This is a genomic window from Shinella sp. G-2 (assembly GCF_050172695.1).
GTDB lineage: Bacteria > Pseudomonadota > Alphaproteobacteria > Rhizobiales > Rhizobiaceae > Shinella.
On record NZ_JBBEYH010000014.1, the window covers coordinates 70,264 to 83,427 of the forward strand.

Annotated in this window: 13 protein-coding genes; 11 read left to right on the plus strand and 2 right to left on the minus strand. The window is 64.5% G+C overall.

Going from position 1 to position 13,164, the window contains the following annotated elements; all coding sequences use genetic code 11:
* Positions 1-76: 76 nt before the first annotated feature.
* Genes V8U06_RS19460 through V8U06_RS19485 form a run of 6 tightly spaced genes read left to right on the plus strand, consistent with a single transcriptional unit; the run spans position 77 to position 4,741 of the window.
* Positions 77-1,168: an ABC transporter substrate-binding protein gene (locus V8U06_RS19460; protein WP_427142092.1), complete on the plus strand. Its 1,092-nt coding sequence runs from the start codon at positions 77-79 to the stop codon at positions 1,166-1,168.
* 1 nt (position 1,169) lies between these two features.
* Positions 1,170-2,135, plus strand: coding sequence for a YVTN family beta-propeller repeat protein (locus tag V8U06_RS19465; RefSeq protein WP_427142093.1), 966 nt, complete (start codon positions 1,170-1,172; stop codon positions 2,133-2,135).
* A 29-nt stretch (positions 2,136-2,164) separates the two neighbouring features.
* Positions 2,165-2,623, plus strand: coding sequence for a hypothetical protein (locus V8U06_RS19470; RefSeq protein WP_427142094.1), 459 nt, complete (start codon positions 2,165-2,167; stop codon positions 2,621-2,623).
* Between the two features lie 5 nt (positions 2,624-2,628).
* Positions 2,629-3,342, plus strand: a complete 714-nt coding sequence (locus V8U06_RS19475; protein ID WP_427142095.1) for an ABC transporter ATP-binding protein — start codon at positions 2,629-2,631, stop codon at positions 3,340-3,342.
* Entirely contained in the window at positions 3,339-4,181 is an 843-nt protein-coding gene (locus V8U06_RS19480) for an ABC transporter permease (RefSeq protein ID WP_427142096.1), read from the plus strand. Before V8U06_RS19475 ends, V8U06_RS19480 begins: the two co-directional genes overlap by 4 nt.
* A 14-nt stretch (positions 4,182-4,195) precedes the next feature.
* Positions 4,196-4,741 (plus strand): tetratricopeptide repeat protein, encoded by a 546-nt coding sequence (locus V8U06_RS19485; protein WP_427142097.1) that lies wholly within the window; start codon positions 4,196-4,198, stop codon positions 4,739-4,741.
* Here the strand turns inward: V8U06_RS19485 and V8U06_RS19490 are convergent.
* Together V8U06_RS19490 and V8U06_RS19495 are read right to left on the minus strand one after the other, a co-directional pair.
* The gene (locus tag V8U06_RS19490; RefSeq protein ID WP_427142098.1) at positions 4,681-5,361 is read right to left on the minus strand and encodes an ATP-binding cassette domain-containing protein; all 681 of its coding nucleotides are present in this window, start codon (positions 5,359-5,361) and stop codon (positions 4,681-4,683) included. The genes V8U06_RS19485 and V8U06_RS19490 overlap by 61 nt on opposite strands.
* Positions 5,333-6,307 carry an ABC transporter substrate-binding protein gene (locus V8U06_RS19495; protein ID WP_427142099.1) on the minus strand — a complete coding sequence of 325 codons (975 nt, stop codon included), beginning with the start codon at positions 6,305-6,307 and terminating at the stop codon, positions 5,333-5,335. Before V8U06_RS19495 ends, V8U06_RS19490 begins: the two co-directional genes overlap by 29 nt.
* Positions 6,308-6,510: 203 nt before the next feature.
* Here V8U06_RS19495 and V8U06_RS19500 point away from each other — a divergent pair, with 203 nt between their 5' ends.
* From V8U06_RS19500 to V8U06_RS19520, 5 genes are all read left to right on the plus strand, one after another.
* Entirely contained in the window at positions 6,511-8,277 is a 1,767-nt protein-coding gene (locus tag V8U06_RS19500) for a PQQ-dependent methanol/ethanol family dehydrogenase (protein ID WP_427142100.1), read from the plus strand.
* Positions 8,278-8,390: 113 nt separating this feature from the next.
* A complete protein-coding gene (locus V8U06_RS19505; protein ID WP_427142101.1) occupies positions 8,391-9,077 on the plus strand; it encodes a response regulator in 687 nt (228 codons plus the stop codon).
* A 94-nt stretch (positions 9,078-9,171) separates the two neighbouring features.
* Positions 9,172-10,323, plus strand: a complete 1,152-nt coding sequence (locus V8U06_RS19510; protein ID WP_427142102.1) for an FIST N-terminal domain-containing protein — start codon at positions 9,172-9,174, stop codon at positions 10,321-10,323.
* On the plus strand, positions 10,320-12,512 hold the full coding sequence (locus V8U06_RS19515) for a PAS-domain containing protein (RefSeq protein ID WP_427142103.1): 2,193 nt from the start codon (positions 10,320-10,322) through the stop codon (positions 12,510-12,512). Before V8U06_RS19510 ends, V8U06_RS19515 begins: the two co-directional genes overlap by 4 nt.
* Positions 12,513-12,691: 179 nt before the next feature.
* On the plus strand, positions 12,692-13,132 hold the full coding sequence (locus V8U06_RS19520) for a pseudoazurin (RefSeq protein WP_427142104.1): 441 nt from the start codon (positions 12,692-12,694) through the stop codon (positions 13,130-13,132).
* The last annotated feature ends 32 nt before the right edge of the window (positions 13,133-13,164 follow it).

A 13,164-nucleotide genomic window follows, 5' to 3' on the forward strand; every position in this document is an offset into this window, starting at 1 on the left:
GCGCTGCGGAAGCCTTGGGCTTGCGGCCGCGATCGTCTGCCTGGCGTCCTCGGCCGCTGCCGGGATTGACATACCGATGACCTATCTCCGGCAGCGGATGAATGCGCCGCCGGTGCTGTCCAACCTCGACCCCATACCGGAAAATCGCGGCGTTGCGGGCGCGAACGTCGCGCTGGCGGATGTCAGGACAACCGGCGGCTTCCTCGGGCAGAACTACAGTCTCGCCGTGGTTTCCGTCGAACCGGGTGGGGACTTTCTGGACGCGGCGCGAAAGGCCCTCGCCGTTTCGAGGATCGTCTTCCTCGACGCCACGACGGAGAGCCTTCTCGCCGTCGCCGACCTGCCGGAGGCGAAGGGCGCGTTGCTCTTCAACATTGCCTCGGGCGCGCGGCGGCTGAGGGATGCCGATTGCCGCGCAAACCTCCTCCATACCATGGCGGAGGACGCCATGCGCACCGATGCACTCATGCAGGTGCTCAAGGCCCGGCGCTGGACACGCACCGTGCTGATCGTCGGGCCGAAGCCGGAAGACAAGGCGTATGCCGAGACGTTGCGCACATCCGCGCGCAAGTTTGGCGTCGATATCCTCGCGTCCAAGGACTGGACATTCAACACGGACCTGCGCCGTGCCGCCGGCCAGGAGATTCCGCTCTTCACACAGGATTTTCCCGACCATGACGTCCTGCTGATCGCGGACGAGGCGGACGATTTTGCGCGCTATGTCCAGGACAACACCTGGCTGCCGCGTCCCGTCGCCGGCGCGGACGGGCTTCGCGGGGAAGGTTGGGCGCCGGTTCTCGAGCAATGGGCGGCTGTGCAGTTGCAGAACCGCTTCGAGAAGGCGACCGGCCGCGACATGGGTTCGCGCGACTATGCTGCCTGGACGGCGCTGCGCACCGTCGGCGAGGCGGTGACACGCACCAATTCCGCCGATCCCGCGGCGCTTCGCGCCTTCATCCTTTCCGACAAATTCGCGCTGGACGGCTTCAAGGGGCGCAGCCTCAGCTATCGCGCCTGGAACGGCCAGCTTCGACAGCCGATGGCGGTCGTCAATGCCCGCGCTCTGGTCGAACTGGCTCCGCTCGAGGGGTACCTGCACCAGATCAATGAAATGGACACGCTGGGGCTCGACCGCCCCGAAAGCGCCTGCGCCGCCTTTGGAGAATGACATGCGATTTGCGCCCCTTCTGCTCGCCCCTCTCCTCTTGGCTGCGCCGCTGCAAGCCATCGCCGGGGAAATCTGGGTGACGAACGAAAAGGACGATACGATTTCCGTCATCGACACGGCCACACTGGAGGTGACGCGCACGATGAGGACCGGTGAACGGCCACGCGGCATCACCTTCAATTCGGATCACAGCCGCGTCTACATCTGCGCTTCCGACAGCGACACGGTGCAAGTCATGGATCCGGCGACGGGTGCAATCCTGCATGACCTGCCTTCCGGCGAAGATCCCGAGCAGTTCGTGCTGGCACCGGACGACAGGCATCTTTGGATCGCCAACGAGGACGACGCGGTCACCACTGTCGTGGATGTCGATACGCGGCAGGTGGTCGGCCAGATCAATGTGGGCATCGAGCCGGAGGGCATGGCCGTCTCGCCTGACGGGAAGATCGTCATAACCACCTCCGAAACGACGAACATGGCGCACTGGATCGACACGGGGAAGAAGACCATCTTCGCCAACACGCTCGTCGACTCCCGCCCCCGGCACGCCGAATTCGCCAAGGGGGGAACGGAACTCTGGGTCTCCTCGGAGATCGGCGGAACGATCACCGTCTTCGATGTCGCGACACAGGCGGAAAAGGCGAAGATCCGTTTCGAGATCACGGGTGTGAATGCCGATCTCATCCAGCCTGTGGGCTTCGAGTTCACACCCGACGGCAAGACCGCCTTCGTCGCGCTTGGCCCGGCCAATCATGTGGCCGTCATCGATACCAAGACCTTTGCCGTCGAAAAATACGTGCTCGCCGGACGCCGCGTCTGGCACCTCGCCTTCTCGCCGGATCACAAGCAGCTTTTCACCACCAACGGGGTGTCCGGCGACGTGACCGTCGTCGATGTCGCGACACTCGAACCCGTGAAGTCCATCAAGGTCGGCCGCTTCCCCTGGGGCGCGGCGACCCGGCCATGAACGGCCATGAATTTGTAAGGGAGGTTTGAATGAAAAAAGCACTTTTTGTGGCCTTGATCCTTGCTGGCATTCCGTTGGTCGCCGCTGCCGAGGATGACGACGACGCCAAGCCGGAGACCGGCATGGGTCTGGCGGGTGTTCTGTCGAAATCCAATCGCGAAACGCTTCCCGAACTTACGCTGTCGGCCGGAAAGCCCATCGCCACGGGTCCGCTGACGCTGAAGTCGGGCAAATATTACACGCTGAAGATCGAGGCGGACGGCAGCCAGGAGCTGGCGCTGGAAGGGGCCGGTTTTTTCCGCGCCGTGTGGATCAACGAAATCGTCATCGAAGGCATCGAGATCCGGCCGCTCGGCATCGACTCCATCGAGTTTGATGAGGCGGGCGAAGCGGAAATCAGCTTCGTTGCCGTAAAACCGGGCAGCTACCACCTGAAAATTCCCGGCAGCACAGGTGACAACCAGCAGGTCGTCATCACCATAGAGTAACGGCCATGGGCGGCTTGACGGTCGAGGGGATCAGCCATGACTGGGGCGCGCGGCGCGCATTGGATGCCGTGTCCTTTTGCGTCGAGCCCGGCCACTTCTGCGCCCTGCTCGGCCCGAACGGCGCTGGAAAGTCGACGCTCTTTGGCGTGCTGACGCGGCTCTTCACGCCGAAGAGCGGCCGCATCGCCATTGCGGGCTACGATATGAACCAGCAGCCAAGAGCCGCGCTTGCCCATATGGGCGTCGTCTTCCAGGCCTCGACGCTCGATCCCGATCTTACGGTCAAGCGCAACCTGCTTTATTTCGCCGCCCTGCACGGCCTTTCCGGAAAGGAAGCAGAGATGCGGGCCATGGCCGCACTCGAACAGCTCGGCATGGCAGACCGTGCCGGCGAGAAGGCAGCGAAACTGAATGGCGGGCACCGCAGGCGCATGGAGATCGCCCGCGCTCTTCTCCACCGGCCGAAGGTCCTGCTGCTCGACGAGCCGACCGTCGGGCTGGACGCAGCCTCGCGCATGGCCATCACCGCGCACGTGCATGATCTGGCATTACAGGGTCTGACCATACTCTGGGCAACGCACCTCGTCGACGAGATCCGTGCGGCGGACCGGCTCGTCATTCTCCATCACGGCCGCGTTCTTGCCGATGGCGAGGCGGGTCCCATCGGTGGCGGGGATCTGACGGCGCGCTTCCTCACGCTCACGGGAGACCGGGCATGACGACGGAGGCATTCGGCGCAATCGAACAGAAACCGGCCGGCATCCCGCGTGCCCGCCCCTTCGTTGCGCTGGGGGCGATCCTCCATCGCGAGGCGTTGCGCTTCCTCGGCCAACGCGGGCGGCTGGTCGCCGCGCTCGTGCGGCCGCTCGTCTGGCTTTTCGTCTTCGCGAGCGGCTTTCGCGCAGCACTCGGCCTTTCGATAACGCCGCCCTATCAGACCTATATCACCTACGAGATCTACATCGTGCCAGGCCTCGTCGGCATGATCCTTCTCTTCAGCGGCATGCAATCCTCGCTCAGCCTTGTCTACGACCGGGAGATGGGTTCGATGCGGTTGCTTTTGACCGCGCCGCTGCCGCGCTGGTGGTTGTTGTCGTGCCGGCTTCTGGCCGGCAGCCTCATCGCCGTCCTGCAAGCCTTTGCATTCCTTGCCATCGCGGCCCTCTACGGCATCCGTTTTCCTTTGATCGGCTATCTCGCCGCAGCGCCCGCAATGGCCGCCGCCGCGGTCATGCTCGGTGCGCTCGGGCTTCTGCTCTCCTCCTTCATCCGCCAGCTGGAGAACTTTGCGGGGGTCATGAACTTCGTGATCTTCCCGATGTTCTTTCTATCGTCCGCGCTGTACCCGCTTTGGAAGATGGCCGAGGCCTCGCCGCGTCTGCGTGACCTGTGCGCGCTCAACCCCTTCACCCATGCCGTCGAACTGATCCGCTTTGCCCTTTATGCCCGGTACAACCTGACGGCGCTCGCCGTCACGCTCGCCGCCTTCGTCATCTTCGGCCTCATCGCCATCTGGGGATATGACCCCGCCCGCGGCCTGACCGCACGCAAAATCTGAAGTGGAGAACCGTCATGCGCCTTGCGATCCTTGCGGCCAGCCTGGTGCTGTCCGCCACTGCCGCGCTACCGCAAGTGGATGCGGACGGCGGCGGCACGCTCAATCCGGAAGAACTGACGCTGAACCGCGTCATGCAGGATGTCGCCGAAGGCCGGACCAACATGACCGTCTGTGCAGCGGGCTACTACATCACGAAATCCGGACGCCATGCCATGGCGCGCGATCTCTTCGAGCGCTGTGCCGCGGCAGGCTGGACGGGCGCGATGACGTGGATGTCGCAACTCGAGGACAATGGCCTTGGCGGTATCGAGGATCCGGATGCTGCCGCCGAATGGGACCGCCGGGCGGCGGAGGCCGGCGATCCCGTCGGCAAGTTCAACTACGGCCTTGACCTGATGCGCGGCCGCGGCGTCGTCGAAAACAGGCTGCTTGGCCGGCGCTACATCGACGAGGCGGCGCGGCAGGGTCTTGCGCCCGCCCGCACGCTCAAGGGCGCCGGCTATGATCTCGGCGTCGTGACGCCCGACGCGGACAACTGGAAATACGCCCCTGCCTTCTGATCTTGCGCGACAAGGCGCGCCGGACGTCCCTCCAGGCGAAGGACACGGCCGGCAAGCCGCTCGGCTTCGGCCTCCACATGCGTAACGATGAGGGCCGCACAGGGGCGCGCGGTCCTCAGGTCTTCGAAGACGCGCATCATGTCTGTGGCAAGCGCCGGATCGAGACTGACGAAGGGCTCGTCCATCAGCAGGAGATCCGGCGCGCCGGCGAAGGCGCGCGCGAGCGAAAGCCGCCGCTGCTGGCCAAGCGACAGCGCGCCGGGAAACCGGCCGCCCAAACCGGCGAGACCGACTTTCTCAAGCCAGCACTGCGCCTCGTCTTCGGTTATTCGGGCGATGATCGTCAGGTTCCGAAGGGCGGTGCGCCATGGAAGGAGGGTGGGTTCCTGGAAGACGACGGCGAGCCGCTCCGTTGCTTCGCGGCGCCCGCAAAAGGTCCGGTCGAGGCCAGCGGCGATCCTCAAGAGCGACGTCTTGCCGACGCCGGAGGCCCCCGTTAACGCGACCGTCTCCCCGGGCAGCAATGAAAGGGCGATCGGGCCAAGCACGCGGCCGGGACCGCCATGGCCGAGATCGAGCCGGAGCACCGGCTCAGCTGCCGGGGTGATGGAAGACGCCATCGGGCAGTTCTTTCAGGTCGCCGACGAGATCAGCGCCGCCAAGCTTGGTCATCAGCGCCAGCATGCGGGCGGCGGCGGCTTCATCGACGGGCCCCCGCTTCGGAATTCCGGCGAGAAATCCTGCCCTCAGCGCTTCGAACTCGGCATCGTTTGCGGCCTTCATCATCGGACGGATGCGTTCCCAGGCAGCCGGGTCGGAAGCGAGCCTCTCCTTGGCCTCGCGCGAAGCTGCTGCGATCGCCTCGCCAAGGCGCGGACTGGCCTTGAGCACCGGGCCGCGCACCACATAGCCGAGGAGCGGCGTTTCGGGATCGAGCCCGAGGGCTTGCGCCGCCTGCTCGACGCTGACCAGCGTGCGCATGCCCGCCGCCTGCATCCTGGCACCGAAATTCCAGAAGTTCAGCGCGCCCTGCAGCTCGCCGTCCAGGGCGGCCTTGTAGATGAGCGGCGGCGCGCCAAACAATTGCTCGGTCGTCGCGGACAGATCGATGCCTTCGACCTTCTGCGCATAGGCGCGCAGGATCAGCCAGCTCTTGTCGATGGGGCTGCCGGCAACGCCGATTTTCCCGCCCTTGAGGTCCGCGAGCGTTTTGGCCGGACTGTCGGCCGGCACCATCAGCCCGCCGACGGCCCGGGAATAGGGGATGAAGACGAAATCCCGGCCGGCGGCGCGCTCGCGCGCCACCCAAAGCCAGTCGGAGACGATCATGTCCACATCGCCGGCAAGAAGCGCGATCTGCGCCGCGGGCGCACCGGCGACATCGATCACTTCCAGAGAGAAGCCGTTCGACGTGTCGAGCCCATAGTGGCGGATCGTGTCTGCTTCCCAATTCACCGTGCCGGAAAGCTGGAGCGCGGCGCGCAAGACAGGCGGGGCTGCGCGCACCGGCGCAAGCGACAAAAGGGCCGCGGTGAATGCGCCGAGCAGCAGAATAAGGCCTTTCATATGCTCCCTCCTCCCTGGTCTCGTGATGCTAGCGACCTGGCGCGGGCCTCGCCATACGACCTATTGACGGGGGGCAAAGCCGCCGCAAACGCACGGGAGGCCGGATTTTACGACCAAGGTCCAATTCAACCCTTTCCGAACTGCGCCGATGATCCCGATCGTGGAGCCCGCGTCCTGCTGCGGGCATGGAGTGGGAGGATGCCATGAAGAAACTCGTTCTGGCCGCAATCGCGGCCATCGCCTGTTCGAGCGCCGCGTATGCCGGCGTGACGGAGGCCGATCTTGCCAAGGATGCAGAAACCGTCGGCGACGTCCTTACCAACGGCATGGGCCGCAATCTGCAGCGCTTTTCGCCGATGGAGACGTTGAACACCAAGAACGTCAAGAATCTCGTTCCCGCCTGGGCCTTCTCGCTCGGCGGTGAAAAGCAGCGCGGCCAGGAAAGCCAGCCGATCATCTATGACGGCATCATGTACATCACCGGCTCCTACAGCCGCCTCTACGCCATCGACGTCAAGACCGGCAAGGAAGTCTGGCAGTACGACGCACGGCTGCCTGAAGGCATCCTGCCCTGCTGCGACGTCGTCAACCGCGGTGCGGCGATCTTCGGCGACAACATCTATTTCGGCACACTCGACGCGCGCCTCGTCGCCCTGAACCGCAAGACCGGCGACGTCGTGTGGAACAAGAAGCTCGCGGATTACAAGGAAGGCTACAGCTATACCGCAGCCCCGCTGATCGTGAACGGCCTTGTCGTGACGGGCAATTCCGGCGGCGAATTCGGCATCGTCGGCGAGGTGCAGGCGCGCGATGCCGAGACCGGCGAACTCGTCTGGACACGCCCCGTCATCGAAGGCCACATGGGCACCTTCAAGGGCAAGGAAAGCACGATGACCGGGACGCTGAATGCGACCTGGCCCGGCGACATGTGGAAGACCGGCGGCGGCGCAACCTGGCTCGGCGGTTCCTATGATGAAGAAACCAAGACGCTGGTTTTCGGCGCCGGAAACCCCTCGCCGTGGAACAGCCACCTGCGCAATGCCGGCAAGCCCGTCGAGGGCAACAAGGGCGACAACCTTTATGCCGCCTCGCGCCTCGGCATCGACCCCGAGAACGGCGAGATCAAGTGGCATTTCCAGACGACGCCCCGCGAGGGCTGGGATTTCGACGGCGTCAACGAGGTTGTTCCCTTCGTCGACAAGGATGGCAACAAGCGCTTCGCCACCGCGGACCGCAACGGCTTCTTCTACGTGCTCAACCGCGAAGACGGCAAATTCGTCTCCGCCCATCCGTTCGTGAAGGACATTACCTGGGCCAAGGGGATCGATGAGACGGGTCGTCCGATCTACAATGAAGACAATCGTCCGGGCGACGCCGCGGAAGCGGCTGACGGCGCCAAGGGCCAGCAGGTCTTCGCCGTGCCGTCGTTCCTTGGCGGCAAGAACTGGATGCCGATGGCCTACAGCCCGAAGACCGGCCTGTTCTATGTGCCGTCCAACGAATGGGGCATGGACATCTGGAACGAACCGATCACCTACAAGAAGGGCGCCGCCTATCTTGGTGCCGGCTTCACCATCAAGCCGCTCTTCGAAGACCACATCGGCAGCCTGAAGGCCATCGACCCGAACACCGGTGAGATCAAGTGGGAATACAAGAACGGCGCCCCCCTGTGGGGAGGCGCGATGACCACCGCCGGCGGCCTCGTGTTCTTCGGCACCCCGGAAGGCGACTTCGTTGCACTCAACAACGAGACGGGCGAGGAACTCTGGAAGTTCCAGACCGGCTCGGGCATCGTCGGCCAGCCGGTGACCTGGGAACAGGACGGCGAGCAATATGTCTCGATCATCTCCGGCTGGGGCGGCGCCGTTCCCCTCTGGGGCGGGGAAGTCGCCAAGAAAGTGAACTATCTCAACCAGGGCGGCATGGTGTGGACATTCCGTCTGCCAAAGCAACTGGCCTCGCTGAACTGAGATCTGGAGCCGGGCGGAAACGCCCGGCTTTTCTGCTTTCGCCCTGAGCAATAGGCCGATGAAGACGGACGAATTCGATGCTAAGCTATCGCCAGCCCTATCGGGAATTTCGCATGTTACCAGTTTTGATGCCGGAAAAACCTGTGCGCGTGCTGAAGTCGGCGCTGATCGTGGATGATCATCCGCTGTTCTGCGATGCGCTGGCGATGACCCTGACGGGCCCGGTCGGCATTGCGGAAGTGGACGCTGTCGGCACGCTGGAAGCGGCGCTGACGCGGCTCACGACCGGTCCCCTGCCCGACGTCGTGGTCCTCGACCTCAACCTGCCGGACGTGAACGGCCTCGACGGCGTGGTGCGCCTGCGACAGACAGCACCGGAAACACCGATCGTCGTCGTCTCGTCGCTCGACGAGGTCCGCATCGTGCGCGCGGCGCTGAAGGCGGGCGTCAACGCCTTCGTGCCGAAGCATGCGTCACGCGAGGAGTTTCGCGAGGCCTTTTCCGTCATTGCGCGTGGAGAAATCCATGCGAGCCGTCTCGCGCTCGACGGGTCGGCGCCAAGCCCTTCCGAGGAAGCCGTCAAACGGCTCGCACTTCTGACACGGCAACAGGCGCGCATCCTGCAACTGGTCTGCGCCGGACGAATGAACAAGCAAATCGCCTACGAGCTCTCTATCGCGGAGACGACGGTCAAGGCGCATGTGACGGCCATCATGCGCAAGCTCGGCGTGCAGACACGCATGCAGGCGGTGCTCTTCGCGCAGGAAGCCAGCTTTGCGACGATGGTGACGGACGCCTAAGACCATCGGCTAAGAACCCCATTCGACGCTGGCGCCCGGCCGTGACGGATGCTTTAAAATGGAGGCGGGGGAACGGCGGAGGAGGCCATCGCCCGTGGACGAACAATACATGGCCCGTGCGCTCGTTTCCGCGCATGAGAATCGTCCGGTCGAGCGCCTGGCAGCAAGCCTTGGCCCCGGCCCGTTTTCGCTTGTCCTCCTCTTCGTCTCGCCGGAGGCGGATGTCTCCGAGGTCGTCTGTAACGCCGCGCATGCATGGCCGGGCGCGAAAATCGCCGGTTGCACGACGGCAGGCGAAATCTCGGGCGACGGCTATGACGAAGAGAGCATTGTCGCCATCGGCTTCCTTGCCCGTCACTTCGCTGCCGAGACCCTGCTCGTTCAAGACCTCTCCAAGCTTGTTGCGAGCGAACTTTCCGAAGCCTTGCTGCACATTCGTCAGGCACTCGCGCGCGATCACGGCCATCTGCCGCACGAATTCGCCCTCCTTCTCGTCGACGGCTTGTCCGCGCGGGAGGACGAGCTTGCCTCGGCCCTGGCTTCCGCGACGGGCGCCATGCCGCTGATCGGCGGGTCGGCAGGCGACGGCACGCATTTCCGCGAGACGCTGGTTTTCGATGGCACGCGGCTTCTGGCGAATGCCGCCGTCATTTCGGTCATGCGCGGCGCCTGTCCGCTGCGTCCCTTCAAGATGGACCATATCAAACCCACCGAGCGGCGCATGGTTGTGACGGAGGCTGATCCTGCCGCCCGCATCGTTCGGCGCATCAACGCCGAGCCGGCGGTGCATGAATATGCCCGCCTCATCGGCATGGAACCGGAAAGCGTCAACACGCTGACATTCGCCATCCATCCCCTCACCGTCCGCATGGGCGAACGCCATCACGTGCGTGCGATCCAGCGCGTCCTGCCCTCGGGCGAGCTTTTGTTCTTCTCGGCAATCGATGAGGGCATGGTCCTGACGATCGCCCAGCCGCACGACCTCGTCGGACACCTGTCGGCCGAGCTGCAGTCCCTCAGGGAACCCGCAGATCCCGTTGCCGTGCTCGCCTTCGACTGCATCCTTCGACGCATCGAAGCGCAGGAACGTCAGATGACTGGCCGCGTCTCCGAACTTCTGCGCCAGCACAGGGTGATCGGCTTTTCCACCTATGGCGAACAGATCGGCCCGATGCACATCAATCATACGATGACGGGCTTTGCATTCTATCCGCCCGGCACGGTCGTTTCGGACGATACGCCATGAGCGGGCGCATCTCCGACGGACTGTTCGATCCCGCCGATGGCGACGGTCGTAACCTGGAAAAGATGCTCGTCATCGCCGATGCGTTGATGCGCCATGTCGAGCAGAACACCGGCGACCGCGGAGCCGCCTTCGAGCAGTTCCGCCGCGCGGCCATGCTCGAGGAGCGGGTGCGGCAACGCACGCGGGATCTGGAATCGACCCTGAAGCTCCTGAACGACGCCAACAGCGCCGCCGAGCGCGCGCGGCGGGATCTGTCGCAGGCCATCGAGGCGATCGAGGAAGGCTTTGCACTTTTCGATCCCGCGGACGTTCTGGTGCTGTGCAACTCGCGCTTCTGCCGCGACCTTGCCGACGTGAGGCCGGCACTGTCCCCCGGCATTACCTTCACCGCCTATGTCGAGACGGTGAGCCGCTCGGCAAGGCTCGCCTTGCCCCGCGGCGTGACGCCGGCAAGCTGGGCGGCGGAACGCATGCGGCTGCACCGCGCGCGGCAGGTCTTCAACGTCGGGCTTTCCGGTGACCGGTGGCTTCAGGTGAGCGAACAGCGCACCGCCGACGGCGGCACCGTCATCCTTCAGACCGATATTACCGACCTGATCCGCATGGAGCGCTCGGAACGCGGCAAGCTCCTGGACGATCAGGCGCGCATGATCCGCGCCACGCTGGAGCATATCAATCAAGGCGTCGGTATCTTCGACGCCAACCGGCGCCTCGTCGGCTGGAACAGCCGCATCGCGCAATTGCTCGATATTCCTGCCCGCCTCTTGCGGCGCGGTATCCCTTTTGCGTTGCTGGCCAACCGTATCCGACACGCCATTACGCTTGGCGACGGCTTTTCCGGCGAGATGCTGCGCCAGTGGATCGACGGCGGCTTGCCGCGCGGCCCCCTCTCCTTCGAGGTCACCCACGCATCGGGCATCATCCTTGATGTTTTCGCACAGGAGATGCCGGGGCGCGGCTTCGTGATGTCCTTTGCCGACGTGACGCGTGAACGGCTCGCAATCCACGCCATGATCCGCGCCAACAACTCGCTGGAAGCGCGCGTCGCCGCCCGCACGGGGGACCTTGCTCAGGCACTGGCGGAGGCCGAGCGCGCGAATTCCGCGCGCGTACGCTTCGTCGCGGCCGCCAGCCACGACCTTCTGCAGCCGCTCTCGGCGGCCAAGCTGTTCGTTGCCGCAGCCCGCGACGACGCGGAGCAGACCCCGCTGCGCGGGACGCTGGAAAAGGCGCACAACGCGCTTGTCAGCGTCGAGAACATTCTGGGGGCCTTGCTCGACATCTCGCGCCTGGAGGCCGGCGGCACGGCGATGGATGTCGGGCCCGTGTCGCTTTCGCTGCTCCTGCGCCAGCTCACCGACGAATTTGCGCCAATCGCAGCCCGCAAGGGGCTGCGGCTCGACATCCTGCCCTGTGCCCTGACCGTTTCGAGCGACCCGACCTATCTGCGCCGTATCCTGCAGAACCTCATCAGCAACGCGATCCGCTATACGGCTAGCGGCCGTATTCTCGTCGGCCCGCGCCGTTCCGGCGGACAGGTGCGCATCGAGATCCACGATACGGGGCCGGGCATCGAAGCCGACCAGCAGAAGGCGATCTTCCGCGAGTTCCACCGTGTTCAGGGCTCCGCCTCGGCGTCGGAGGGCATGGGGCTCGGCCTGGCCATCGTGGAACGCGCCTGTGCGCTTCTCGGCCACCGGCTGGCCCTGCATTCGCAAGTAGGGCGCGGCACCTGCTTTTCCGTGGAACTCACACCCGTGGCGCCGCATGCCAGTCCCAGCTACCGCGAGGCGACGCCGGTCATACCGGATGAACCCGGCGACAACAGCGACCGGATCGCCCTTCTCGTCGAAAACGATATGGACCTTCGCCGCGCGATCGCCCTCTTGCTTGAACGACGCGGCGTCAGCGTGCTCGAAGCCGCGAGCGGCGAGGAGGCGCTCTCGTTGCTGGAGGAAATCGGCATCGTACCGGACCTCTATCTGGTCGATCAGCAGCTTGACGGCGCCATGACCGGCATCGAGACCGTCGAGGCCCTGCATGCGCAACATGGCGAACGTCCCACCCGGATTCTGACCGCCGATCGCAAACCGCAGACGCGGATGGCGGCCGAAGCGGCGGGCATCGAGATCATGTACAAGCCCATTGCCGCCGACGCGCTGGAGGCCTTCGTGTTGCATGCCGGCTAGAAGCATTTCCAGCCGAAGCGGGATGGTGTTGTCATAATACAGTGAAAACAATAGGATAGAACGTTCCGATGAACCGGATTTCACAGGAAATGCTCTAAGCGCGAGGCTGGCACCAAGGTCGCATTGCGACGACGCCCACCCCATGGGACATCCCTTCAACCGATCTGGAGGAGATGCCCATGAAGAAACTTATCGCAGCAGCAACCCTGATGGTCCTCGCAAGCAGCATGGCAGAGGCCGCCGAGCATGTGGTCAAGATGATGAACAAGGGCGAGAGCGGAAACATGGTTTTCGAACCGGCCGCGGTCGCCGCCGCGCCGGGCGACACGATCCGTTTCACGCCGACCGACAAGAGCCACAATGTCGAGAGCATCAAGGGCATGCTTCCCGAAGGCGTCAAACCCTTCAAGAGCAAGGTCAACGAGGAATATGTCCTGACCGTGTCTTCCCCCGGCCTCTATGGCGTGAAGTGCTCGCCGCATTTCAGCATGGGCATGGTCGCGCTCATCAAGGTCGGCGACAGCCCGGCCAACCTGGAGGCGGCAAAGGCCGTCAAGCTGCCGGCAAAGGCCGGCGAACGCATGAAGGCGGCCTTCGAAACACTCCCCGCCGCGCAATAGGTCCGCCCCATATAGAGACCTTGGTCGCATTG

Coding starts and splice junctions, on each gene's coding strand:
- V8U06_RS19460 (WP_427142092.1), top strand. CDS start 77: ATGACCTATCTCCGGCAGCGGATGAATGCGCCGCCGGTGCTGTCCAAC.
- V8U06_RS19465 (WP_427142093.1), top strand. CDS start 1,170: ATGCGATTTGCGCCCCTTCTGCTCGCCCCTCTCCTCTTGGCTGCGCCG.
- V8U06_RS19470 (WP_427142094.1), top strand. CDS start 2,165: ATGAAAAAAGCACTTTTTGTGGCCTTGATCCTTGCTGGCATTCCGTTG.
- V8U06_RS19475 (WP_427142095.1), top strand. CDS start 2,629: ATGGGCGGCTTGACGGTCGAGGGGATCAGCCATGACTGGGGCGCGCGG.
- V8U06_RS19480 (WP_427142096.1), top strand. CDS start 3,339: ATGACGACGGAGGCATTCGGCGCAATCGAACAGAAACCGGCCGGCATC.
- V8U06_RS19485 (WP_427142097.1), top strand. CDS start 4,196: ATGCGCCTTGCGATCCTTGCGGCCAGCCTGGTGCTGTCCGCCACTGCC.
- V8U06_RS19490 (WP_427142098.1), bottom strand. CDS start 5,361: ATGGCGTCTTCCATCACCCCGGCAGCTGAGCCGGTGCTCCGGCTCGAT.
- V8U06_RS19495 (WP_427142099.1), bottom strand. CDS start 6,307: ATGAAAGGCCTTATTCTGCTGCTCGGCGCATTCACCGCGGCCCTTTTG.
- V8U06_RS19500 (WP_427142100.1), top strand. CDS start 6,511: ATGAAGAAACTCGTTCTGGCCGCAATCGCGGCCATCGCCTGTTCGAGC.
- V8U06_RS19505 (WP_427142101.1), top strand. CDS start 8,391: ATGTTACCAGTTTTGATGCCGGAAAAACCTGTGCGCGTGCTGAAGTCG.
- V8U06_RS19515 (WP_427142103.1), top strand. CDS start 10,320: ATGAGCGGGCGCATCTCCGACGGACTGTTCGATCCCGCCGATGGCGAC.
- V8U06_RS19520 (WP_427142104.1), top strand. CDS start 12,692: ATGAAGAAACTTATCGCAGCAGCAACCCTGATGGTCCTCGCAAGCAGC.